This is a genomic window from Streptomyces sp. NPDC007808, assembly GCF_042868655.1.
Classification (GTDB): Bacteria; Actinomycetota; Actinomycetes; order Streptomycetales; family Streptomycetaceae; genus Streptomyces.
Map to the genome: position 1 here is coordinate 203,728 of NZ_JBIAEQ010000006.1, position 23,198 is coordinate 226,925.

The following is a 23,198-nucleotide window of genomic DNA, read 5'->3' on the forward strand; positions in this document are numbered from 1 at the left end:
CCCCGGCAGCAGACGCGGCCCGGCGCCTCGGCCCATGCTCCTCCACCACCAGCGGGTCCGGCTCATGACCTACGACCGCCCCGGCTACGGCGGCTACGGCGGCGCGCTGCCCCTCGGACCGGCTCCCCGGCCGACGGGGCGCGCAGGTCTGCGGCTCCGCACGGGTGACGTGCCGTACGGGGACGGACATCCTCGGCCGGCGTACCGGGCGCACGCCCGGCGCGCCCGGCGGCCGTGGAACGGTGACGGCTCAGGAATAGAACCGCGACAGGCTCTGCAGCACCGCCGCCGGCTTGGTGCCGCCCTCGATCTCCATCGTGCCGTCGACGGTGATCTGCACCCCGCCCGCCACCTCCTCGACCTCCGCCAGGCGGGCGACCAGCCGGATGCGCGAGCCGACCACGACCGGGGCGGGGAAACGCACCTTGTTCAGACCGTAGTTGACCTTCGTCGTCACCCCTTGGACGTCCAACAGCTCGGTGAACAAAGGGATGAAGAGGGAGAGCGTCAGATACCCGTGGGCGATGGGGGCGCCGAAGGGGCCCTCAGCGGCCTTCCGCGGGTCCACATGGATCCACTGGTGGTCACCCGTGGCGTCGGCGAAGGTGTTGACGCGCTCCTGCGTGACCTCGATCCACTCACTGGTGCCGAGGTCGCTGCCCGCGAGCTTCTTCAGCTCGTCGAGGCCGTTCACGGTGATGCTCATGCGGTTCCTTACCTGTTGCCGTACTGGTTGCGGACACGGGACTTGAGGAGCTTTCCGGAGGCGGTGCGCGGGAGTTCGTCCGCGAGGACCACCGATTTCGGGATCTTGTACCTGGCGAGGCGGCCGGCGAGGAAGGCGAGGATCGCCTCGGGGTCCGGTGCGGTGCCCGCACGCGGCACCACGACCGCGCGCGGCACCTCGCCCCACTTGTCGTCCGGCACCCCGATGACCGCGCATTCGGCGATGTCGGGGTGGGCGAGGAGGAGGTCCTCGATCTCGGCGGGGTAGATGTTCTCGCCGCCCGAGATGATCATGTCCTTGATGCGGTCGACGATGAAGACGTAGCCGTCCTCGTCGACGCGGGCCGCGTCCCCGCTGCGGAACCAGCCGTCCGCGAGGGAGGCGGCCGTCTCCTCGGGCAGCCCCCAGTAACCGGGCATGACGTGCGGGCCGCGCACCACGACCTCGCCGGTCTCACCGACGTCGACCGCAGCCATGTCGGGCCGGACGACCCGTACGTCGCTGAAGAAGTGCGGTACACCCGCCGAGCCGGCCTTGCTCACCGCGTGCTCGGCGTCCAGGAACAGGGTCCCGGGCGCGGCCTCCGTCATGCCGTAGCCCTGGAGGAAGGTCAGACCGCGTTCCTGGTACGCGGCGATCAGCGGGGTCGGGACCGGGGAGCCGCCGCAGGTCAGGATGCGCAGGGAGGACAGGTCCGCCGTGGGCCAACGGGGGTGCCTGGCCACCTGGTCGAACATGGTCGGCACGCCGAACATGAAGGTGATCCGGTGACGCTCGATCAGGTCGAAGGTGGCGTCGGGGTCGAACGCCTCGGCCAGGACGCAGGTGCCGCCCTTGAGCAGGACGGGCAGGGTCAGCATGTTCAGACCCGCCGTGTGGAACAACGGGGCGGAGACGAGGGCGCGTTCGTCGGCGATCAGGTCGGTGTCGACGAGGACGTTGATCGCGTTCCAGGTGATGTTGCCGTGGGTGAGCATCGCGCCCTTGGGGCGGCCCGTCGTCCCGGAGGTGTACATGATGAGGCAGGTGTCGTCCGGGGCGACCGGCTCGTCGATCGGTTCCTCGGCTGCCGAGCCGAGCGCCTCCTCGTACTCGGTGCCCACCTCGACGTAGGTGCGGACGTCCGTGCTGCCCGGCAGCCCGGCGACGAGTCCGGCGTGCGAGGGGCCGTAGACGAGGGCCTTGGCCCCGGAGTCGGACAGCTGGTAGGCGATCTCGGGTCCGGCCAGGCGGGTGTTGAGGGGGACGAAGACCGCGCCGAGGGTGCCGGCCGCGAACAGTGTCTCCAGATAGGAGGGGTGGTTCGGGCCGAGATGGGCGATGCGGTCGCCGCGGCGGACGCCCCGCTCGCGCAGGGCGTGGGCGAGCCGGGTCGTGCGGTGGTGCAGGTCCGCGTAGGTGTGGGAGGTGCCGCCGTGGATCAGGGCGGTGCGGTGCGGGGTCTTGCGTGCCCGGCGTGCGGGCCATGACCCCAGTCCCTCGTTGCGCATGTCACGCCCCTTACGGTTTCGTCAGCCCGAGCAGGCGGGCGGCGTTCTCCTTGAGGATCTTCGGCCGGACCTCGTCCTTGACCGGCAGCTTCGCGAAGTCGGCGAGCCAGCGGTCGGGGGTGAGCACGGGGAAGTCGGAGCCGAAGAGGACCTTGTCCTTGAGCAGGGTGTTGGCGTACTGCACGAGCTGCGGCGGGAAGTACTTCGGCGACCAGCCGGACAGGTCGATGTGCACACCCGGCTTGTGCGTGGCGACGGCGAGGGCCTCGTCCTGCCAGGGGAAGGACGGGTGCGCCAGGATGATCTTCAGATGCGGGAAGTCGGCCGCCACGTCGTCGACGTGGAGGGGGTTGGAGTACTTCAGCCTGATCCCTCCCCCGCCGGGCACTCCGGCGCCGATGCCCGTCTGACCGGTGTGGAAGAGGGCGATCGCGCCGGTCTCCTCGATCACCTCGTAGAGGTCGTACGCCACCGAGCGGTCGTTGGGGAAGAAGCCCTGGATGCTGGGGTGGAACTTGAAGCCCTTCACCCCGTACTCCTCGACCAGGCGGCGGGCCTGCCGCACGCCCGCCCGGCCGCGGAAGGGGTCGATGGAGGCGAAGGGGATGAGCACGTCCGAGTTGGCGGCGGCCGCTTCCGCGACCTCCTCGTTGGGGACGGGCGCGGTGCCGGTCGCGGACTCGGCGTCCACCGTGAAGATCACGGCCGCCATCCTCCGCTCGCGGTAGTACGCGGCGGTCTCCTCCAGGGTCGGCTTCCGCTTGCCCTCGACCTTGAAGTAGGCGGAGGAGGCGTCGTGCAGGTCGTCGCCCAGGGAGGAGTGCCCCTTGGAGGAGACCTCCGCGTGGGTGTGGACGTCGATGGCGACCAGCTCGTCCAGGTCCATCACGCCTCCGGGAGCTTGGGCGCGGGGATGCCGACCGACTGCAGCCGCGCGCCGACCGAGCTGGGCCAGACGTCGGCCAGGGTGTCGGGGGTCCAGCCGCCGTCGGCGAAGGCCGCCGCGATCTCCTGCGGATGCGACCAGAGTGCCACCTTGTCGCCGCCGATGCCGATGCACTGACCGCTCACACCGCGGGCGGCCTCGGAGGCGAGGAAGGGCACGAGGGCCGCGCAGTCCTCGGGGGTGCCGAAGCCCTCGCCCTTGCGGAGGAAGTCGGGCAGGGGTTCGCCGTCGCGCATCGCCTCGATGTACGGGGCGAAGGCGGGGATGGTCTCGGTCATCGCGGTCGCGGCGACCGGAACGATCGCGTTGACGGTGATGTTCGCGCGGCCCAGCTCCATCGACCAGGTACGGGCCATGGCGGCGATGCCGGCCTTGGCGGCGGCGTAGTTCGTCTGGCCGAAGTTGCCGCGCTGTCCGGCCGGCGATCCGACGAGGATCAGGCTGCCGCCCTCGCCCTGCTCGCGCATGCGGACGGCGGCGGCGCGGGCGCAGGTGAAGGTGCCCTTGAGGTGGGTGGTGACCACCGCGTCGAAGTCGTCGTCGGTCATCTTCCACAGGACCTTGTCGCGCAGGATGCCCGCGTTGGTCACCAGGACGTCCAGCCGCCCGAACTCCTCGACCGCGCGGTTCACCAGCCGCTCAGCGGCCTCGCTCGTGCCGACCGGGACGACCTCGGCCACGGCCCGGCCGCCCGCCTCGGTGATGGACTTCACGGCTGCCTCGGCCACGGCCTCGTCGATGTCGTTGACGACCACGAAGGCGCCGTGGGCGGCCAGGGCGTGTGCGTAGGCGAGGCCGAGGCCCCGGCCGCTGCCGGTGACGACGGCTGCCTTGCCGGTGAGATCGATGCTGGGCACGGGCGGATCCCTTCACATGGGGCGACGACTTCGAGATCGAAGCTAAGAGCAATAATTGTTGACGTCAATAGTTGTGGTGAACCGGCGGGTGCGACATGCTGGAATCTCCCGGGGACACATCGAGCACAGGGAGCCCGCCATCAGCCGCCAGCAGGTCGAGAACCACCACCACATCGACGCGGACGAGCCGTGGATGCGAGGGCTGCACGCGGACACCGGCTATCTGCTGTACCGCCTGGGACTGCGCTCGGGTCAGCTGTTCAACACGTTCCTGCAGGAGTCGGGGGTGCGCCTGCGCCACTACGCGGTGCTGCGCTTCCTCGCCACCTGCGAGGGGGCGCTCCAGCGCGAGTTGAGCGCCCGGCTCGGCTACGACCCCAGCGCGATCGTCGGCCTGGTCGACGACCTGGAGAAGCTGGGCTTCGCCGAACGCCGGCCCTCCCCCGACGACCGTCGCAGCCGGATCGTGGTCCTCACCGCCGGGGGCCGCGCCTTCCTGCGGGACACCGACGAGGCGGGACAGCGGGTGACGAACGACCTCCTCGGGCCGCTGGACGCCGCCGAGCGGGAGACCCTGCACGGCCTGCTCCGGCGGATCGCCGAGGACGGCACGCACTGACGGCACGGTGCCCGCCCGCCTCTCCGGCCGACCCGCCCCCGCCGCTAAGCCCTCGCCGACCCGGCGGCCGTCCGCACACCCTCGGGAGACGCCCGGCCATGACCACCCTCCCTCACTCTCGGCTTCGCTCGCGCGGGGGCACCCCCACCGCGCCCGACCGGCTGCTGTCCGTGCTCGCGGCCTTCGACCTGGAGCATCCGGCGCTGAGCCTGACGGACATCAGCCGACGGGCCGGGCTGACCCTGTCCACCGCCCACCGCCTGGTGGCCGCCCTCACCGAATGGGGCGCACTGGAGCGGGACGCGTCCGGCCTCTACCACGTGGGGCTCCGGCTGTGGGAGGTCGCGACGCTGGCCCCGCGCGGGCTGGCGCTGCGGCAGGTCGCGCTGCCGTACCTGGAGGACCTGTACGAAGCGACCCACGAGAACGTGCAGTTGGCCGTGCAGGACGGTGCCGAGGTGGTCTACATCGAGTGGCTGTCGGGACGTTCGGCGGTCGGCGTGCACATCAGGGTCGGGGCGCGCTGGCCGCTGCACGCCACCGGGGTGGGCCTCGCGCTGCTCGCGCACAGCGCCCCGGAGTTCCAACAGGAGTACTGCGCCGGGCCACTCGCCTCCTTCACGCCGTACACCGTCACCGAACCGGAGCGGCTGCGCCGGATGCTGGCCGACGTACGGCGCACCGGCGTGGCGGTGAGCAGCCGTCAGGTCACCGATGACGCCCTGTCGGTGGCCGCGCCCGTGTGCGGCCCGGACGGGTCGGTGGTCGCCGCGGTGTCGGTCGTCGTACCGCAGGCCGACGCGCAGGTGCCGGTCCTCGTTCCGGCGGTACGGCTCGCGGCACGGGGAATCTCGCGGCAACTGGGGTGGCAGCCGGGGAAGCTGCCGCCTGCCGCGTCAGGGCCGCCTGCGCCTTCCGCGTGAAGGTTCCGCGTGAAGGCCGTCCCGTGGACGGTCTCCCGCTCGTGCGGCACCACCCTCCGTTCGGCTCGGGGCTCGTCCGCCCGCGCGAGGGCCGCCCCCCCTTGCGGCGACAGCCCTCCTGGTACCGCCGCACCAGCGCGCGCCTTCGGCCCCGCGGCGTCGGGCCGTGCGACGGTCGTGGCGGCTGGTGCGTTCCGTCAGCGCCGGGCCGACGGAGACCAAGCCGCAGTTCCTCAGGACATGAAACCCGGCAGATGGGCAGGTGGCGCATGGCAGGCACGGCAGCGGCGGGAGCCGAGGGAGGTGCGGCGGCGGCACGGCGAGTGCTCGCCCCCCTGGCGTTGGCGCAGTTCATCTGCAGTTTCGCAGGCTCGAACATGAACGTGATGATCAACGACATCAGCGAGGACCTGGACACCACCGTGCAGGGTGTGCAGGTCGCGATCACGATCTTTCTGCTGGTGATGGCCGCGTTGATGATCCCGGGCGGGAAGCTGACCGACAAGTGGGGGCGCAAGCGCTGCCTGCTGGCGGGGCTCGTGGTCTACGGGGCCGGGGCGGTGCTCAGTGCGGCCGCGCCGGGGCTGGGCGTGCTGATCCTCGGCAACTCGATCCTGGAGGGTGTGGGTACGGCGCTGCTGATCCCACCGGTCTACATCCTGACCACGCTGCTGTTCACCGACACGGCGTCCCGGGCGCGGGCGTTCGGCGCCATCATGGCAATGGGCGGGATCGGTGCGGCCGCGGGTCCGCTGATCGGCGGGCTGATCACGAGCGCGATCAGCTGGCGGGCCGCGTTCGTGTTCCAGGCGCTGGTGATCGTGGTGATCGTGGTGCTCAGCCGCGGAATCACCGATCCGCTGCCGCCCGACCCCGCCCGGCCCTTCGACGCGGTCGGGGCGGTGCTGTCGGCGGCGGGCCTGGTGCTGCTGGTGACGGGCATCCTGGCCGTCGACGACAACGGGTGGCTCGCGCTGGGCCTGCTGCTGGCCGGTGCGCTGGTGCTGGTCGGCTTCTTCGTCTGGATGCGCGCCCGCGAGCGCGCCGGCCGGGAGGCGCTGCTGTCGACGGACCTGTTCCGCAACCGCACCTCCAACCTCGGTCTGGTCACCCAGAACACGCAGTGGCTGATGCTGATGGGCGTCTCGTTCACGGTTGCCGCCTACCTGCAGGTCGTGCGCGGCTACGACGCGATCGAGACCGGCGTCATCTTCACCGCCGCGACCCTCGGCATCCTCGCTTCCTCCCTGGCTGCCGAGAAGCTGGCCCGGCGCCGTGCGCAGCGCACCCTCATCATGGCGGGCTTCGTCGTGACGACCGCCGGCATCGCGGTGCTGCTGGCCCTGGTCGCCTGGAAGCCCGGTGCCTGGGCGTTCGCCCCCGGCCTGCTGCTGATCGGTCTGGGTCTGGGGGTGATGCTCACGCCGTCGGTGAACGTGGTCCAGTCGTGCTTCCCCGAGACGCAGCAGGGCGAGATCTCCGGCCTGTCGCGCAGCATCTCCAACCTCGGCTCCTCACTCGGCACCGCCGTCGCGGGAACGATCCTGGTGTCGGGGCTCAGTATGGGCGCGTACGCGGCGGCCATGGCGGCGCTCGCGGTCGTCGGCCTGGGCGGGCTGACCGCCGCGGCCCTCTTGCCGCGTGCCGGCCGGGCCTCTGCCACCGGAGCCGGGACGACGACACCGCCAGGGGCGCCGCAGCAGTGACCGTGACCCGGCGGGTGCGTCGGCAGCCCGCCGACGGTTCATGCGGTCAGCCGGTCCGTCCCTCGGCGCGGTCGAGCTCTTCGTCCAGGGCGAGGGCGGCGTCGATGAGGGCCAGGTGGGTGAATGCCTGCGGAAAGTTCCCGAGTTGCTCGCCCGAGGGGCCGATCTCTTCGGCGAACAGGCCGACGTGGTTGGCGTAGGTGAGCATCTTGGAGAAGGCGTAGCGGGCCTGGGTGAGCCGTCCGGCGCGGGCGAGTGCCTCCACGTACAGGAAGCTGCACAGGTTGAAGGTGCCTTCCGAGCCGCGCAGACCGTCGGGGGAGGCGGCGGGGTTGTAGCGGTAGACGAGGCTGTCGCTGACGAGTTCGCTGTCCATGGCGTCGAGGGTGGCCAGCCAGTCGGGGTCGGTGGGGGTGAGGAAGCCCACCTTGGGCATCAGGAGCAGGGAGGCGTCGAGAACGTCGGTGTCGTAGTGCTGGACGAACGCCGCTCGTTCTTCGTTCCAGCCGTGATCGACGATCTGCCGCAGGACCGCGTCGCGTGCCTCCAACCAGCGGGTCAGGTCACCGGGCCGGGAGTGCGCGGTGGCGAGTTTGACGGCGCGGTCGAAGGCGACCCAGGTCATCAGCCGGCTGTAGGTGAAGTTCTGCCGGCCGCCGCGGGTCTCCCAGATGCCCTCGTCGGGGCGGTCCCAGTGGTCGGTGAGCCAGTCGATGACGCCTGCGAAGGCATGCCAGCCGCGGACGGCGCCGATGTCCTCCGCCTGGGCGAGGGCGTAGGCGGCCTCGCCGTAGATGTCGAGCTGGATCTGGTCGGCGGCGGCGTTTCCGGCCCGTACCGGGGAGGAGCGGCGGTAGCCCTCCAGGTGGTCCAGCACCTCCTCGGTCAGGTGCGGTTCGCCGTCGACGCGGTACATGATCTGCAGTGGCTCTCCGGAGGCGGTCCCTCCGGCGTCCAGGCGCTCGCGCAGCCACCGGCGGAAGGCGTTCGCCTCCGCGGTGAAGCCGAGGTCGATCAGCGACCGCACCGACAGGGAAGCGTCGCGTACCCAGGTGTAGCGGTAGTCCCAGTTCCGTTCCCCGCCGATCTGTTCGGGCAGGCCCATGGTGGCGGCAGCGATCGGGGCGCCCGTGGGAGCGTAGGTGAGGAGCTTGAGGGTGATGGCCGAGCGGGTGACCATCTCGTGCCAGCGGCCGCGGTAGCGGGAGGCACGCAGCCAGTCCAGCCAGAACGCGGTGCACGCCTTGAGCTCGGTGCCGACCGTGTCGACGGCGGGGCTCGTGCCCCCGGGCCGCCCACTCAGCGCGCCCGGTTCGCCCGACTCGCTGGTGAGCACCACGGCGGCACGCTCCCCGGCATGCAGCGTGAAGCGGGCGGACACGTCCGTACCGTCCGGATGCAGGTCGACCGGAGCGGTGGCCTGCACCTGCAGATCCGTGCCAGGGCCGCGGAACAGCACCGACCCGTCGTCGAGACGGGTCAGGTCGTGTGCGGCCCGGCCGTAGTCGAAGCGGGGCCGGCAGATCAGCTCGAACGGCATGCTCCCGCGCACCACCCGCGCGACCCGGATCAGCCGGTGCCGGGCAGACGGCGTCGGCGACGTGTCGGGCGGCATGAAGTCGACGACTTCGCCGACACCGCTCGGCGCCATGAAACGGGTGATCAGGACGGCGGTGTCGGGAAGGTAGAGCTGGCGGACGGTGGCGTCGCCCCCGACATCGGCGGCCAGACGGCAGAAACCGCCGCGGTCGCTGTCGAGCAGCGAGGCGAACACGCTGGGCGAGTCGAACCGGGGCGTGCACCACCAGTCGACGGTGCCGTCGGCGGCGATCAGCGCCGCCGTCTGCAGGTCGCCGACAATGCCGTGGTCCGCGATCGGCGGGTACTCCTTCACAGCGCCTCCTCGGCCATCTGCACCAGCGAGAGACCCGCGGATCCCCTCGCACCAGCTCCGCCGGCAGTGCATCGCGCCTGCGGCCAACAGCGCCTGCGCCCCGACCAAACGCCCCCGTCTGCCCATCATCGCGACGCCGGACGCCCCCAGCCACTTTTGGCCGGAGCCGTCCCCTGCGAACCACACCACCGGCCGGCGGGGCCGCCGTGGGAAGTCGAGAACCCTCAACAGGCACTGCCGCCGGACGCCAGGACGAAGAGCGCGTTCAGGGCAGCGCGGCGCTGCGTGCCGTCCGGGGCTGGATGCCGAGAGCGTGCAGTCTGCGCATCACCTCCTGCAAGAGCTGGCAGCGGCTTCTGACCTGCACTCTTGCTGTGGCTCGTTCATCTGGTGCGTGAGTCGCGCACCCAGTGGCCAGTGATCGTGGACAAGACGAGGTACCTCGATGCCGCGGATCCCCAGCTCGGACGACTCCGAAGCATCCATCGGAGGCAACTCCCCGGAGTCTCCGTCGAGCACCTCACCGAAGGCGGACGGTCAGGCCCACCGGCACCTCGTCACCCGCCGCGAGCCCCGCCGCTCCCCGCACCGCCTTCTTCAGCGGCAGCAGGTAGCCGCCGTCCTTAGGGAACAGCGACGTCTCGAAGGCGACCTCGCCGATCCGGGCCTCGACGGGGATCACGCCCCAGCCGTAGGTGGCCGTCGCGGCGACCTCGCGGATGTCGGCGGACTCCTCGTCCGGTACGGCGACGAAGTAGTACGGCGCCGGCCCGCGCCATTCGATCACCCGGCCGGTGAAGGCGAGTTCCATACGGTGGGTGCCTCTTCTCTCCGCCGGGCGACTCGCTCCGGCACATTCACGCATTCATAGGGTGAACTTCCCAGCCCCGCAAGGGTTTTCTCTGCTTCACCTCTTGACGACCGTCAGGACCGGGAGCACATTGGCCACACTCTGAGAGCGCTCTCAGAGGCACTCGCGCCCTCAACTCCCCACTCCGTACACCGAGAGGCAGCACCCCCATGAGCGAACCCTCCGGCATGCACCGCAGACGACGCCCCGTCAGGCGCGCGCTCGTCGCCGTGCTCGGTACGCTGGGCCTTGCGGCGTCCGCCGCCCTCGTGACCGTCCCGTCCGCGAACGCCTCCGCGCCGGCGCCCCCGTCGGGCTGGACGCAGGTCTTCCTCGACGACTTCAACGGTGCAGCGGGCACCGGCGTGAACACCTCCCACTGGCAGTACGCGACGGGCAAGGGCTACCCCGGCGGTCCCGCCAACTGGGGCACCGGCGAGATCGAGACGATGACGAACAGCACGGACAACGTCGCGCTCGACGGCAACGGCAACCTGCGCATCACCCCCCGCCGGGACGCCTCCGGCAACTGGACCTCCGGGCGCATCGAGACCAACCGCACCGATTTCCAGCCCCCGGCGGGCGGCAAGCTCCGCGTGGAGGCACGCATCCAGGTGCCGAACGTCACCGGAGCCGCCGCGAAGGGCTACTGGCCGGCGTTCTGGATGCTGGGCGCCCCCTACCGCGGCGACTACTGGAACTGGCCCAGCGTCGGCGAGCTGGACATCATGGAGAACACGCAGGGCATGAACACGGTGTTCGCCACGATGCACTGCGGCACCTCACCGGGCGGCCCCTGCAACGAGACGTCCGGCATCGGCGGCAGCACCACCTGCTCCGGCACGAGCTGCCAGGCGGGCTTCCACACCTACCGCATGGAATGGGACCGCTCGACGAGCCCCGAGGAGATCCGCTTCTACCTCGACGGGAACAACTTCCACACCGTGCGCGCCAACCAGGTCGACGCGACGACCTGGGCGAACGCGACGAACCACGGTTTCTTCATCATCCTCAACGTGGCCATGGGCGGCGGCTTCCCGGACGCCTTCGGCGGCGGCCCGGACGGCGGAACCCAGCCCGGCCACGCCATGGTCGTCGACTACGTCCAGGTGCTGTCGGCCGGCGGGGGCGGCACCACTCCCCCGCCGACGGGCAACCGTGACGCCTACAGCGCCATCCAGGCCGAGTCGTACGACGGCCAGGGCGGCGTCGGCACCGAGACCACCTCCGACTCGGGCGGCGGGCAGAACATCAGCTCCCTCGCGAACGGGGACTGGGCGCTGTACAAGGGCGTCAACTTCGGTTCCGGCGCGGCCACTCAGTTCGTGGCCCGGGTGGCGAGCGGTGCGGCGAGCGGCGTCAGCGGGCTGGTCGAGGTGCGGCTGGACAGCCGCGGCAACGCGCCGATCGGCAGTTTCGCGGTGGGCAACACGGGCGGCTGGCAGTCGTGGCGGACCATCCCCGCGAACATCAGCGGGGTGACCGGCACGCACGATGTCCACCTCACCTTCACCAGCGGTCAGCCATCGGACTTCGTGAACGTGAACTGGTTCAACTTCGGGCGCTGACCCCGTGGTTGCCGATGCCCCGCGAGTGCCCCGCCCTTCGCGGGGTATCGGTGCGCCCACCGCCGCCGTGACGCCGGGCGGCGCGGGCCGTCTCAGCGCAGTTCCGCCCGGAACGCCGCCGGTGTCATGTCGGTGTGCTGGTGGAAGAACTTGGAGAAGTTCGCCGCGTCCGGGAAGCCGACCGCCGCGCCCACCCGGCCGATCGGCAGATCCGTGTGGGCGAGGAGGCGCTTGGCCTCCAGGGTGACCCGTCGGTCGATGAACCCCTTGGGCGTCTGGCCGGTGGCGGCGCGGACCGCGCGCACGAGGGTACGGCGGGAGTAACCGAGCTGGTCGGCGTAGGCGCTGACGCTGTGGTTGGTGGCGAAGCCCTGCTCCACCGCGTCCCGGAAGAGGGTGAACGTGGTGTCGGACTGCCGGCGCTCGGCCTCGGCCGAGCTCGCGGCGAGGTGGGCGAGGCGCAGCAGGAACGCCGTGAGCGAGTGGCGCAGGACCGCGGTGTGCAGGCTGAGCGGGAGGGTCGCCTCGTCCTCGTACTCGCGCTGGAGCTGGGCGAGGCCCGAGCGCAGGGCGGTGAGTTGGGGTTCGTCGGGGCGGAGCAGGGGCGGCAGGTCGTAGCGGTAGAGGCCGGTCGCCTCGACGGTGGCGCGGGGCAGGAAGCCCGGTTGCATGGTCAGGACGGTGCCCCGGTAGGCGTCCGCGCGGGCGAAGCGGTGGACCTGGCCGGGGCGTATCCACAGCAGGTCCCCGGCCTGTGCCTGGTACTCGGTGAAGTCGATCATGTGGTGGACGGGGCCGTCGCCGAACAGCATCACCACGTGGAAGTCGATGCGGTGCACGCGGTCAAGGGGCGTGTCGGCGGCGTGCCAGGTGCGGCCGGTGCCCATCGGGCCGACCTGCATGCCGACGCCGAGGACGCTCTGATCGACGGGAAAGGGAAAGGTTCTGATCGCCTCGCCGCCCGGGGCGCCGCCGTCGCGGTCGCCTTGGACCGTTGTGTCCACCATGTCTGTCTCGTGCCGTCTCAGTCGTGCGCGCCTCGCGCTCAGCCGTGCGCCGGGCTCGTCGCGGTGTCCCACTTTCACCACAGCGTGACACACGCCGACCTTCCCACGTAAAAGTCAGACTTTTACTTTTGAACGCGTGGGACCAGCCACTTCGCTTCCGATCGAGGATTTTTGAAGATGAGCACGCAGACTCCGGACAGCTTCGAATGGACCGAACTCGACCGGCGTGCCGTCGACACGGCCCGCCTCCTGGCGGCCGATGCCGTCCAGCGGGTGGGCAACGGTCACCCGGGCACCGCCATGAGCCTCGCCCCGGCCGCCTACACGATCTTTCAGAAGGTGATGCGGCACGACCCCGCGGATCCGGAGTGGGCCGGCCGCGACCGCTTCGTCCTGTCGCCCGGCCACACCTCGCTCACCCTCTACACCCAGCTCTTCCTCGCCGGGTACGAGCTGGAGCTCGACGACCTCAAGGCGTTCCGCACCCACGGTTCGAAGACGCCGGGCCACCCCGAGTACGGGCACACCGCCGGCGTCGAGACGACGACGGGCCCGCTCGGGCAGGGCGTCGCGAACGCGGTCGGCATGGCGATGGCCGCCCGCTACGAGCGCGGCCTGTTCGACCCGGAGGCCGCACGGGGCGAGTCCCCCTTCGACCACACCATCTGGGCGATCGTCTCCGACGGCGACCTGCAGGAGGGTGTCAGTGCCGAGGCCTCCTCCCTCGCCGGCCATCAGAAGCTCGGCAACCTCGTCTTCCTCTACGACGACAACCACATCTCCATCGAGGGCGACACCGCGACGGCCTTCTCCGAGGACGTGCTGAAGCGCTACGAGGCGTACGGCTGGCACGTCCAGCGCGTCGAGCCGGCCGGGAACGGCGACATCGACGTGACCGCCCTGTACGCCGCGCTCACGGCGGCACGCGCCGAGACCGAGCGCCCCTCGATCATCGCGATGCGCACGATCATCGCCTGGCCCGCCCCCCACGCGCAGAACACCGAGGCGTCCCACGGCTCGGCCCTCGGCGAGGACGAGGTCGCCGCCACCAAGCGCGTCCTCGGCTTCGACCCGCACCGGTCCTTCGAGGTGGCCGACGAGGTCCTCGCCCACACTCGCCGGGCTCTGGACCGGGGCGCCGAGGCGCATGCCGCCTGGGACAAGCGGATCGACGAGTGGCGCGGCACCGACCCCGAGCGCGCCCGACTGTTCGACCGGATCGTCGCCGGTCAGCTGCCCGAGGGCTGGGAGGAGGCCCTCCCGGTCTTCGAGGAGGGCAAGGCGGTCGCGACGCGCGCCGCCTCCGGCAAGGTGCTCCAGGCGCTGGGTGCGGTGATCCCGGAGCTGTGGGGCGGTTCGGCCGACCTGGCCGGCTCGAACAACACCACCATCGACAAGACGAGTTCGTTCCTGCCGAAGGGCAACCCGCTTCCCGAGGCGGACCCGTACGGCCGCACGATCCACTTCGGCATCCGCGAGTTCTCGATGGCCGCGGAGATGAACGGCATCGCGCTGCACGGCAACACCCGCATCTACGGCGGCACCTTCCTGGTCTTCTCCGACTACATGCGCAACGCCGTGCGCATGTCCGCACTGATGCAGCTGCCGGTGACGTACGTGTGGACGCACGACTCCATCGGACTCGGTGAGGACGGCCCCACCCACCAGCCGGTCGAGCACCTCGCGTCCCTGCGCGCCGTCCCGGGCCTGAACATCGTCCGCCCCGCCGACGCCAACGAGACCGCGACCGCCTGGGCCGAGATCCTCAGGCGGCACGCCACCGCGCCGGCCCCGCACGGACTGGCGCTCACCCGCCAGGGAGTGCCGACGCTGCCGGTGAACCCGGCAGCGGCGAAGGGCGGTTACGTCCTTGAGGAGTCCTCCACCGGTACGCCCGAGGTGATCCTCGTCGCCACCGGCTCCGAGGTCCAGCTGGCCGTGGCGGCGCGGGAGCGGCTGGAGGCCGAGGGGACCGGCACCCGAGTCGTGTCGATGCCGTCCGTGGAGTGGTTCGAGGAGCAGCCGCGCGAGTACCGGGAGAGCGTGCTGCCGCCGGCCGTGAAGGCGCGGGTCGCCGTCGAGGCCGGTATCGGGCTGACCTGGCACAAGTACGTCGGGGACGCGGGTCGCATCGTGTCCCTTGAGCGCTTCGGCGCCTCCGCCGACGCCGGGACCCTGTTCGCCGAGTACGGCTTCACCGCCGACCACGTCGCCGCGGCGGCCCGGGAATCCCTCGCCGCCGCCCGCGATTGATCCGAACGCCAGAAAGAAGATGATCACAGTGAGCACCGAAACGACCACCACCGCGGGCATCCTGAAGCGCCTGTCCGACGAAGGTGTCTCGATCTGGCTGGACGACCTGTCGCGAGGGCGCATCGAATCCGGCAACCTCGCCGAACTCGTCGCGGACCGGAACGTCGTGGGCGTCACCACCAACCCGTCCATCTTCCAGGCCGCCATCGGCTCCGGCGAGGGCTACGAGGAGCAGCTCGCCGACCTCGCCGTGCGCGGCGTCTCCGTCGACGAGGCCGTACGCATGATGACCACCGCCGACGTGCGCGCCGCGGCCGACGTCCTGCGGCCCGTGTACGACGCCACCGGCGGCCGTGACGGCCGGGTCTCCATCGAGGTCGACCCGCGCCTCGCGCACCACACCCGGGCGACCGTCGCCGAGGCCCGGCAGCTGGCCTGGCTGGTCGACCGCCCCAACGTCATGATCAAGATCCCGGCGACCAGGGCCGGTCTGCCCGCCATCACGGAGGTCGTCGCCCAGGGCATCAGCGTCAACGTCACGCTGATCTTCTCCCTGGAGCGCTACCGCGAGGTCATGGACGCCTACCTGGCCGGTCTGGAGCGGGCCGCCGCGCAGGGCCTGGACCTGTCCGGCATCCACTCCGTGGCCTCCTTCTTCGTCTCCCGGGTCGACTCCGAGATCGACAAGCGCCTGACGGCGATCGGCACGGACGACGCCCTCGCGCTCAAGGGCAGGGCGGCGCTCGCCAACGCCCGACTCGCCTACGCGGCGTACGAGGAGACCTTCGGCTCCGCGGACGGCTCGACACGCGCCGGGGACCGGTGGACCGCCCTCGCCGGCGCCGGTGCGAACGAGCAGCGCCCGCTGTGGGCCTCCACGGGCGTTAAGGACCCCGCCTACAAGGACACTCTGTACGTCGACGAGCTGGTGGCTCCCGGCACCGTCAACACGATGCCGGAGGCCACGCTCGACGCCACCGCCGAGCGTGGCGAGATCACCGGCGACACGGTGACCGGCGGCTACGCGCAGGCGCACGCCGATCTGGCCGCCGTCCAGGCCCTGGGGATCTCCTACGACGAGGTCGTCACCCGGCTGGAGGACGAGGGCGTCGCCAAGTTCGAGGTGGCGTGGCAGGACCTGTTGAACGCCGTGAAGAAGTCGCTGAGCAGCAAGGGAGCTGACGCAGCATGACCTCCGACTGGGACAACCCCCTGCGCGACCCGCGCGACCGCCGTCTCCCCCGTATCGCCGGCCCGTCCGGGCTCGTCATCTTCGGTGTCACGGGCGACCTGTCCCGCAAGAAGCTGATGCCGGCCGTGTACGACCTCGCCAACCGCGGGCTGCTGCCCCCGGGCTTCTCCCTCGTCGGGTTCGCCCGCCGGGACTGGGAGGACGAGGACTTCGCCCAGATCGTGCACGACTCGGTGCGCGAGCACGCCCGCACCGAGTTCCGCGAGGAGGTCTGGCAGCAGCTCGCCGAGGGCATGCGGTTCATCCCGGGTGACTTCGACGACGACATGGCGTTCAAGCAGCTGCGCCAGACGGTCGACGAGCTGGACGCGGCGCGCGGTACGAGCGGCAACTACGCCTTCTACCTGTCCGTACCGCCGAAGTTCTTCCCGAAGGTCGTCCAGCAGCTGAAGAAGCACGGGCTGGCGCAGGCCCCCGAGGGGTCCTGGCGGCGGGCGGTCATCGAGAAGCCGTTCGGCCACGACCTCGCGAGCGCCCGGGAGCTGAACGCGATCGTGCACGACGTGTTCGACCCGGAGCAGGTCTTCCGGATCGACCACTACCTGGGCAAGGAGACCGTCCAGAACATCCTGGCGCTGCGGTTCGCCAACCAGATGTTCGAGCCGATCTGGAACCGGTCGTACGTCGACCACGTGCAGATCACGATGGCCGAGGACATCGGCATCGGTGGCCGGGCGGGCTACTACGACGGCATCGGCTCGGCCCGGGACGTCATCCAGAACCACCTGCTCCAGCTGATGGCGCTCACCGCGATGGAAGAGCCGGCCGCCTTCGACGCCGCGTCGCTGCTCACCGAGAAGCTGAAGGTGCTCAGGGCGGTGAAGCTGCCGGAGGACCTCGGCAGGCACACCGTGCGCGGCCAGTACGCGGCGAGCTGGCAGGGCGGCGAGCAGGTGCTCGGCTACCTCCAGGAGGAGGGCATCGACCCGGGGTCCAGGACCGACACCTACGCCGCCATCAGGCTGAACGTCGACAACCGGCGCTGGGCGGGCGTGCCGTTCTACCTGCGCACCGGCAAGCGCCTCGGGCGCCGCGTCACCGAGATCGCCGTCGTCTTCCAGCGGGCGCCGCACTCCCCCTTCGACTCCACCGCCACCGAGGAGCTCGGCCAGAACGCCATCGTCATCCGCGTCCAGCCGGACGAGGGCGTGACGGTCCGGTTCGGTTCGAAGGTGCCCGGCACCTCGATGGAGATCCGGGACGTGACGATGGACTTCGCCTACGGCGAGTCGTTCACGGAGTCCAGTCCGGAGGCGTACGAGCGGCTCATCCTGGATGTCCTCCTCGGGGACGCCAATTTGTTCCCCCGTCACCAGGAGGTGGAAGAGTCCTGGAGGATCCTCGACCCGATCGAGGAGCACTGGGACTCGCACGGCAAGCCGGCGCAGTACGCGTCCGGCAGCTGGGGACCCGAGGAAGCCGACGAGATGCTCGCACGAGACGGACGGAGCTGGCGCAGGCCATGAAGATCGACCTGACCGACACCACGGCAAGCAAGATCAACAAGGCGCTGGTGCAGGGCCGCCGCGCGATCGGCACACCGGCCGTGGGCATGGTCCTGACGATGGTCATCGTCACGGACGAGGAGAACGCCTACGACTCGATCAAGGCGGCCGAGGAGGCCTCGCACGAGCACCCCTCGCGCACTCTGGTCGTCATCAAGCGGCACGCCCGCACCCCGCGCGACCGCACCCGCTCACACCTCGACGCCGAGGTCCGCGTGGGCGCCGACGCCGGCACCGGGGAGACCGTCATCCTGCGCATGTACGGCGAGGTGTCCGACCACGCCGACTCGGTGGTGCTGCCGCTGCTGCTGCCGGACGCCCCGGTCGTCGTGTGGTGGCCGGTGGACGCGCCGGAGAACCCCTCCAAGGACCCGCTGGGCGCGCTGGCGCAGCGGCGGATCACCGACCTGTACACCACCGAGACCCCGTTGGCGGATCTTCAGGCGCGCGCCCGCTCTTACGCGCCCGGCGACACCGACCTCGCCTGGACCCGGCTCACCCCGTGGCGCTCGATGCTCGCCGCGGCCCTGGACCAGGCCCGGGTGCCGATCGTGTCGGCGGCCGTGGAGGCCGAGGCCGACAACCCGGCCGCCGAGCTGCTGGCCCGCTGGCTGGAGGCCCGCCTGCACGTCACCGCCGAACGGGTGGTGACCGCCGGACCCGTCGTCACGGGCGTGCGGCTCGGCACCGAGACCGGCGAGATCGTCATCGACCGCCCCGAGGGCCCGCTGGCCACCCTGCACCTGCCGGACCAGCCGTCGCGCACCCTCGCGCTGAAGGTCCGCACCACCTCCGAACTCATCGCCGAGGAGCTGCGGCGCCTCGACGCGGACGAGATGTACGCCATCGCCCTGCGCGGTGAGGCACCCAAGGAGACACCCGACCATGTCTGAGTCCCACTCCGGCTCCCCCCGGCTCACGCTGCGCCCCGAGTGGGTGGCCCTGGAGGACCACCGCGCGGACGCGTTCCGGCAGCCCCGACTGCGTGAGCTGTTCGCCGCCGATCCGTCCCGCGCCGAGCGGTACGTCGCCTACGTCGGCGACCTGCGCATCGACTACTCCAAGCACCTGGTCAACGACGAGACGCTCGCCCTGCTGCAGGAACTGGCCACCGCCACCGACGTGTTCGGGCTGCGCGACGCCATGTTCCGCGGCGAGAGGATCAACATCACCGAGGACCGGGCCGTCCTGCACACCGCCTTGCGTGCCCCGGCCGACGCGGTGATCGAGGTCGACGGCGAGAACGTCGTTCCCGAGGTGCACGCCGTCCTCGACAGGATGAGCGCGTTCGCCGACCGGATCCGCTCGGGTGAGTGGACCGGCCACACGGGCCGCCGTATCCGCAACGTCGTCAACATCGGCATCGGTGGCTCCGACCTCGGTCCCGCGATGGCGTACGAGGCGCTGCGCCCGTTCACCGCACGGGAGTTGACGTTCCGGTTCGTCTCGAACGTGGACGGCTCCGACCTCCACGAGGCGGTGCGCGACCTGGACCCGGCCGAGACGCTGTTCATCGTCGCGTCCAAGACGTTCACCACGATCGAGACGATCACCAACGCCACCTCGGCCCGCTCCTGGCTGCTCGCCGGCCTGGGCGGCGAGGAGAAGGCGGTGGCCCGGCACTTCGCCGCGCTGTCGACGAACGCCGAGAAGGTGACGGACTTCGGCATCGACCCGGACAACATGTTCGAGTTCTGGGACTGGGTCGGCGGCCGGTACTCGTACGACTCCGCCATCGGCCTCTCGCTCATGATCGCCATCGGCCCGGACCGCTTCCGGGAGATGCTCGACGGCTTCCGCATCGTCGACGAGCACTTCAGGAGCGCGCCCGCCGAGGCCAACGCCCCGCTGATCATGGGTCTGCTGGGCATCTGGTACGGCAACTTCTTCCACGCAGAGTCCCACGCGGTGCTGCCGTACTCGCACTACCTGTCGAAGTTCACGGCGTATCTGCAGCAGTTGGACATGGAGTCCAATGGCAAGTCGGTGGACCGTGACGGCCACACCGTCGGCTGGGCGACCGGTCAGGTGGTGTGGGGCACGCCCGGCACCAACGGGCAGCACGCCTACTACCAGCTGATCCACCAGGGCACCCGGCTGATCCCAGCCGACCTGATCGGCTTCGCCCGCCCGGTCGCCGAGCTGAGCGGCGAACTCAAGGCGCAGCACGACCTGTTGATGGCGAACCTCTTCGCGCAGGGCCAGGCGCTCGCCTTCGGCAAGACCGCCGACGAGGTGCGCGCCGAGGGCGTGCCCGAGGAGCAGGTGGCGCACCGCACCTTCCTCGGCAACCACCCCACCACCACGATCCTCGCCCCCGAGCTGACCCCGTCCGTCCTCGGTCAGCTGGTCGCCCTGTACGAGCACAAGGTCTTCGTCCAGGGCGCGGTCTGGAACATCGACTCCTTCGACCAGTGGGGCGTGGAACTCGGCAAGGTCCTCGCCAGGCGCGTCGAACCCGCGCTCACCGAGGGGGCCGACGTGCCCGGTCTCGACCCGTCCACCGCCGCCCTCGTGGCCGCCTACCGCTCACTCAAGAACGCATCGGACGCGCAGGGCGTCCAGGAGGAAGTGAACTGACATGCAGATCGGTCTTGTTGGTCTCGGCAAGATGGGCGGCAACATGCGCGAGCGTCTGCGCAACGCCGGCCACACCGTCGTCGGCTACGACACCAACCCCGAACTGTCCGACGTCGCGAGCCTGGCCGACCTGGTCGACCAGCTCCAAGCTCCGCGCACGGTCTGGGTCATGGTCCCGGCCGGCGGCCCCACCCAGCTCGTGATCGACCAGCTGGGGAGCCTGCTCAAGCCCTACGACACGGTCGTCGACGGCGGCAACTCCCGCTGGACGGACGACGAGAAGCACGCCAGGGAGCTGAGCGTGCACGGCATCGGCTTCGTCGACGCCGGAGTGTCCGGCGGCGTGTGGGGCCTGAAGAACGGCTACGCCCTGATGGTCGGCGGCGAGAAGGAGCACGTGGACCGGCTCCGGCCGATCTTCGACGCGCTCAAGCCGGAGGGGCCGTACGGCTTCGTCCACGCGGGCAGGGTGGGTGCCGGGCACTTCGCGAAGATGGTCCACAACGGCATCGAGTACGCGATGATGCAGGCCTACGCCGAAGGCTGGGAGCTGCTGGAGAAGGTCGACTCGGTGGACAACGTCCGCGAGGTGTTCCGCTCCTGGCAGGAGGGCACGGTCATCCGGTCCTGGCTGCTGGACCTCGCGGTCAACGCCCTCGACGAGGACGAGCACCTGGAGGGCCTGAAGGGGTTCGCGCAGGACTCCGGTGAGGGACGCTGGACCGTCGAGGCGGCCATCGACAACGCCGTGCCGCTGCCCGCGATCACCGCCTCGCTCTTCGCACGGTTCGCGTCCCGCCAGGACGACTCCCCGCAGATGAAGATGATCGCGGCGCTGCGCAACCAGTTCGGCGGCCACGCCGTCGAGTCGACGAAGTAGCCCGCCGTGGGGGATCTCCTTCTGGTCCGCCACGGGGAGACGGAGTGGAGCAGATCGGGACGGCACACCAGCTGGACCGATCTGCCCCTCACCCGGGACGGCGAGGAACAGGCCGAGTCCCTCGCCGCGCTCCTGTCCGGCCGCACCTTCTCCCTGGCGCTCACCAGCCCGTCGCGCCGCGCCGTCCACACCGCCGAACTCGCGGGCGTGGCGGGAGCCGTACCGTACCCGGACCTGCACGAGTGGGACTACGGCGGCTACGAGGGTGTCACCACCGACGACATCCACCGCACCCGCCCCGGCTGGTACCTGTGGACCGACGGGGTGGCACCCGGCCCGGACGGCCACGCCGGTGAGTCACCGGCCGAGGTGGGCGCCCGTGCCGACCGGGTGCTGTCCCGGGTGGAGGCGGCGCTGCCCGGCGGCGACGTGATCCTCGTGGCGCACGGCCATTTCCTGCGTGTCGTCACGGCCCGCCGGCTGGGCCTGTCCCCGGCCGAGGGGCGGCTGTTCCAGCTGGCGACGGGCACGGTGAGCCGGCTGTCGACGGAGCACGGCCGTCCCGTGATCGCCGAGTGGAACACCCGGCCGTGAGCGCCGGCTCCTCCGATCGCCAGGAGCGGGCGGTGAGTTGACAGGCCCGGCAGCCGGCGTCAGAGTCCCGGCTGATGGAGATCAACGATCTGACGCCGGCCGAGCGGCGGGTGTGGCAGGCCTTTCCCAAGGGCGAGGCCGTGGACTTCCGCGAGGCGGCGGACGAGGACTCGGCCCTGGGCGCCGGCTGGGGGCCCGAACGCACCGTCCGCGCCCCGGTGCTGCGGGCCCTGCTGCTCGACGGTCCGGTCGAGAGCGGGGAGGTCGCCGCGCTGAAGGTGGCGGGCGCGCGGATCACCGGAGTGCTGGACCTGCGGTACGCGACCGTCGAGCATGTCGCACGCCTGAGCGACTGCCACTTCCACGACGTCCCCGACGTGTCCGGCGCCCAGTTGAAGTACCTCAATCTCACCGGGTCCAGCCTGCCCGGACTTGCGTCCGCACGGGTCCGCGTCGACGGCGGGCTGCGGCTGGCGAAGTGCCGCTTCCAGGGACCGGTACGGCTCGGCGGGGCGCAGATCGCCGGGGCGCTGTATCTGGAGGATGCCGAGATCACCGCGCCGGACGGGACCCAGGCTCCGGTGCTCCAGCTGCACCAGGTGACCGTCGGCGAGGACCTGTGCGCGTCCCGGCTGCGCTCCCGCGGTGAGATCCGGCTCAACGGCGCCACCATCAGCGGCTCGCTGCGGCTGGAGAACGCCGAACTGCACCACCCCGGCGGCTTCGTCCTGAACGCCGAGGCCCTGGAGGTGGGCGCCAACGTCCTGTGCAGGCGCCTGAACGCGCACGGCCGCATCGATCTGCGCGGTGCGCGCATACCCGGCCGGCTGGACCTGCTGTACAGCCGCCTGGCCAACCCGAGCGGCACCGCGATACGGGCCAGCAGCTGCGTCATCGGGGAGGTCTGGCTGCGCAAGGGGGCCCGCATGCAGGGCATGCTCAACCTGCGCCGCTCCCAGATCGAGCATCTCAACCTGGAGCCGGAGATGCTGCCGGACCAGGTCCGCCTCCTCGACCTCACCTACACCTCGCTGACCCCGCACGTGCCGCCCGAGCACCGGCTGCCCATGCTGGAGCGGGACGACGACACGTTCGACCCCCACGGCTACGAGCAGTTGACCGCCGCCTACCGCCGCACCGGCGACGACCACGCCGCCCGTCTCGTCCAGCTCGCCAAACAGCGCCGCCACCGCACCACCCTGGCCTGGTACGGCCGGCTGTGGGGCCACGTCCAGGACGCCACCGTCGGCTACGGCTTCCGTCCGATGCGCGCCCTGGGCTGGCTGCTCTCCCTGCTGGCGGTCGGGGCCGTGGCGTTCTCCGTGCACGCTCCTCCCGCGCTGAAGTCGGACGAGGCTCCACGGTTCAACGCGGTGTTCTACACCCTCGATCTGCTGCTGCCGGTGATCTCCTTCGGCCAGGAACCGGCGTTCGCCCCGCAGGGCTGGCAGCAGTGGCTGTCCTACGTCCTCGTCCTCACCGGCTGGATCCTCGCCACGACCGTCGTCGCCGGCGTGAGCCGGACGGTCAACCGCCAGTAGGCCAGC

19 protein-coding genes are annotated in these 23,198 nt (G+C 70.9%); 12 read left to right on the top strand and 7 right to left on the bottom strand.

From position 1 onward, the window contains the following. Positions 1-250 precede the first annotated feature (250 nt). Genes ACFYNL_RS23295 through ACFYNL_RS23310 form a run of 4 tightly spaced genes read right to left on the bottom strand, consistent with a single transcriptional unit; the run spans position 251 to position 4,020 of the window. Entirely contained in the window at positions 251-706 is a 456-nt protein-coding gene (locus ACFYNL_RS23295) for a MaoC family dehydratase (RefSeq protein WP_388806573.1), read from the bottom strand. 8 nt (positions 707-714) lie between these two features. Next, positions 715-2,217 (bottom strand): long-chain fatty acid--CoA ligase, encoded by a 1,503-nt coding sequence (locus tag ACFYNL_RS23300; protein WP_388806575.1) that lies wholly within the window; start codon positions 2,215-2,217, stop codon positions 715-717. 10 nt (positions 2,218-2,227) lie between these two features. Next, positions 2,228-3,103 (bottom strand): amidohydrolase family protein, encoded by an 876-nt coding sequence (locus ACFYNL_RS23305; RefSeq protein ID WP_388806577.1) that lies wholly within the window; start codon positions 3,101-3,103, stop codon positions 2,228-2,230. After that, positions 3,103-4,020 (bottom strand): SDR family NAD(P)-dependent oxidoreductase, encoded by a 918-nt coding sequence (locus ACFYNL_RS23310; RefSeq protein ID WP_388806579.1) that lies wholly within the window; start codon positions 4,018-4,020, stop codon positions 3,103-3,105. Before ACFYNL_RS23310 ends, ACFYNL_RS23305 begins: the two co-directional genes overlap by 1 nt. 193 nt (positions 4,021-4,213) lie before the next feature. On the opposite strand from ACFYNL_RS23310, the gene ACFYNL_RS23315 reads away from it, so the two are divergent. The 3 genes from ACFYNL_RS23315 to ACFYNL_RS23325 all read left to right on the top strand — a co-directional run bounded on the left by ACFYNL_RS23315 (position 4,214) and on the right by ACFYNL_RS23325 (position 7,268). Next, complete coding sequence (locus tag ACFYNL_RS23315; protein WP_388807288.1) at positions 4,214-4,639, top strand: MarR family winged helix-turn-helix transcriptional regulator; 426 nt, start codon at positions 4,214-4,216, stop codon at positions 4,637-4,639. Between the two features lie 98 nt (positions 4,640-4,737). Continuing rightward, positions 4,738-5,562, top strand: a complete 825-nt coding sequence (locus ACFYNL_RS23320; protein WP_388806581.1) for an IclR family transcriptional regulator — start codon at positions 4,738-4,740, stop codon at positions 5,560-5,562. A gap of 269 nt (positions 5,563-5,831) precedes the next feature. Further along, on the top strand, positions 5,832-7,268 hold the full coding sequence (locus tag ACFYNL_RS23325; RefSeq protein WP_388806583.1) for an MFS transporter: 1,437 nt from the start codon (positions 5,832-5,834) through the stop codon (positions 7,266-7,268). A 46-nt stretch (positions 7,269-7,314) separates the two neighbouring features. Here the strand turns inward: ACFYNL_RS23325 and ACFYNL_RS23330 are convergent, their stop codons facing one another. Then, complete coding sequence (locus tag ACFYNL_RS23330; RefSeq protein ID WP_388806585.1) at positions 7,315-9,162, bottom strand: glycoside hydrolase family 15 protein; 1,848 nt, start codon at positions 9,160-9,162, stop codon at positions 7,315-7,317. Between the two features lie 520 nt (positions 9,163-9,682). Beyond that, entirely contained in the window at positions 9,683-9,973 is a 291-nt protein-coding gene (locus ACFYNL_RS23335; RefSeq protein WP_388806586.1) for a DUF1905 domain-containing protein, read from the bottom strand. Positions 9,974-10,182: 209 nt separating this feature from the next. Between ACFYNL_RS23335 and ACFYNL_RS23340 the strand changes: the two genes are divergently transcribed. Then, on the top strand, positions 10,183-11,580 hold the full coding sequence (locus tag ACFYNL_RS23340) for a glycoside hydrolase family 16 protein (protein WP_388806588.1): 1,398 nt from the start codon (positions 10,183-10,185) through the stop codon (positions 11,578-11,580). A gap of 92 nt (positions 11,581-11,672) precedes the next feature. On the opposite strand, the gene ACFYNL_RS23345 is transcribed toward ACFYNL_RS23340, so the two are convergent. Beyond that, entirely contained in the window at positions 11,673-12,587 is a 915-nt protein-coding gene (locus tag ACFYNL_RS23345; RefSeq protein ID WP_388806590.1) for a helix-turn-helix domain-containing protein, read from the bottom strand. Positions 12,588-12,764: 177 nt separating this feature from the next. Between ACFYNL_RS23345 and tkt the strand changes: the two genes are divergently transcribed. From tkt to ACFYNL_RS23385, 8 genes are all read left to right on the top strand, one after another. Further along, positions 12,765-14,840 carry a transketolase gene (tkt, locus tag ACFYNL_RS23350; protein ID WP_388806593.1) on the top strand — a complete coding sequence of 692 codons (2,076 nt, stop codon included), beginning with the start codon at positions 12,765-12,767 and terminating at the stop codon, positions 14,838-14,840. 19 nt (positions 14,841-14,859) lie between these two features. Further along, positions 14,860-16,032, top strand: coding sequence for a transaldolase (gene tal / locus ACFYNL_RS23355; protein ID WP_388806595.1), 1,173 nt, complete (start codon positions 14,860-14,862; stop codon positions 16,030-16,032). Beyond that, positions 16,029-17,558 (top strand): glucose-6-phosphate dehydrogenase, encoded by a 1,530-nt coding sequence (zwf, locus tag ACFYNL_RS23360; protein WP_388806597.1) that lies wholly within the window; start codon positions 16,029-16,031, stop codon positions 17,556-17,558. Before tal ends, zwf begins: the two co-directional genes overlap by 4 nt. Next, positions 17,555-18,490: a glucose-6-phosphate dehydrogenase assembly protein OpcA gene (opcA, locus tag ACFYNL_RS23365; protein ID WP_388806599.1), complete on the top strand. Its 936-nt coding sequence runs from the start codon at positions 17,555-17,557 to the stop codon at positions 18,488-18,490. The genes zwf and opcA overlap by 4 nt, the downstream gene beginning before the upstream one ends. Beyond that, positions 18,483-20,177, top strand: coding sequence for a glucose-6-phosphate isomerase (gene pgi, locus ACFYNL_RS23370; RefSeq protein ID WP_388806601.1), 1,695 nt, complete (start codon positions 18,483-18,485; stop codon positions 20,175-20,177). The genes opcA and pgi overlap by 8 nt, the downstream gene beginning before the upstream one ends. Position 20,178: 1 nt before the next feature. After that, positions 20,179-21,057 (top strand): phosphogluconate dehydrogenase (NAD(+)-dependent, decarboxylating), encoded by an 879-nt coding sequence (gnd, locus tag ACFYNL_RS23375; protein ID WP_388806603.1) that lies wholly within the window; start codon positions 20,179-20,181, stop codon positions 21,055-21,057. 6 nt (positions 21,058-21,063) lie between these two features. After that, on the top strand, positions 21,064-21,651 hold the full coding sequence (locus ACFYNL_RS23380; protein WP_388806605.1) for a histidine phosphatase family protein: 588 nt from the start codon (positions 21,064-21,066) through the stop codon (positions 21,649-21,651). Between the two features lie 74 nt (positions 21,652-21,725). After that, positions 21,726-23,192, top strand: coding sequence for a membrane-associated oxidoreductase (locus ACFYNL_RS23385; protein WP_388806607.1), 1,467 nt, complete (start codon positions 21,726-21,728; stop codon positions 23,190-23,192). The last annotated feature ends 6 nt before the right edge of the window (positions 23,193-23,198 follow it).

What these genes read in the sequence shown, in the direction of transcription:
- ACFYNL_RS23295 (WP_388806573.1), bottom strand. Translation starts at nt 706, where the DNA reads ATGAGCATCACCGTGAACGGCCTCGACGAGCTGAAGAAGCTCGCGGGC.
- ACFYNL_RS23300 (WP_388806575.1), bottom strand. Translation starts at nt 2,217, where the DNA reads ATGCGCAACGAGGGACTGGGGTCATGGCCCGCACGCCGGGCACGCAAG.
- ACFYNL_RS23305 (WP_388806577.1), bottom strand. Translation starts at nt 3,103, where the DNA reads ATGGACCTGGACGAGCTGGTCGCCATCGACGTCCACACCCACGCGGAG.
- ACFYNL_RS23315 (WP_388807288.1), top strand. Translation starts at nt 4,214, where the DNA reads ATGCGAGGGCTGCACGCGGACACCGGCTATCTGCTGTACCGCCTGGGA.
- ACFYNL_RS23320 (WP_388806581.1), top strand. Translation starts at nt 4,738, where the DNA reads ATGACCACCCTCCCTCACTCTCGGCTTCGCTCGCGCGGGGGCACCCCC.
- ACFYNL_RS23325 (WP_388806583.1), top strand. Translation starts at nt 5,832, where the DNA reads ATGGCAGGCACGGCAGCGGCGGGAGCCGAGGGAGGTGCGGCGGCGGCA.
- ACFYNL_RS23335 (WP_388806586.1), bottom strand. Translation starts at nt 9,973, where the DNA reads ATGGAACTCGCCTTCACCGGCCGGGTGATCGAATGGCGCGGGCCGGCG.
- ACFYNL_RS23340 (WP_388806588.1), top strand. Translation starts at nt 10,183, where the DNA reads ATGAGCGAACCCTCCGGCATGCACCGCAGACGACGCCCCGTCAGGCGC.
- ACFYNL_RS23345 (WP_388806590.1), bottom strand. Translation starts at nt 12,587, where the DNA reads ATGGTGGACACAACGGTCCAAGGCGACCGCGACGGCGGCGCCCCGGGC.
- tkt (WP_388806593.1), top strand. Translation starts at nt 12,765, where the DNA reads ATGAGCACGCAGACTCCGGACAGCTTCGAATGGACCGAACTCGACCGG.
- tal (WP_388806595.1), top strand. Translation starts at nt 14,860, where the DNA reads ATGATCACAGTGAGCACCGAAACGACCACCACCGCGGGCATCCTGAAG.
- zwf (WP_388806597.1), top strand. Translation starts at nt 16,029, where the DNA reads ATGACCTCCGACTGGGACAACCCCCTGCGCGACCCGCGCGACCGCCGT.
- opcA (WP_388806599.1), top strand. Translation starts at nt 17,555, where the DNA reads ATGAAGATCGACCTGACCGACACCACGGCAAGCAAGATCAACAAGGCG.
- pgi (WP_388806601.1), top strand. Translation starts at nt 18,483, where the DNA reads ATGTCTGAGTCCCACTCCGGCTCCCCCCGGCTCACGCTGCGCCCCGAG.
- gnd (WP_388806603.1), top strand. Translation starts at nt 20,179, where the DNA reads ATGCAGATCGGTCTTGTTGGTCTCGGCAAGATGGGCGGCAACATGCGC.
- ACFYNL_RS23385 (WP_388806607.1), top strand. Translation starts at nt 21,726, where the DNA reads ATGGAGATCAACGATCTGACGCCGGCCGAGCGGCGGGTGTGGCAGGCC.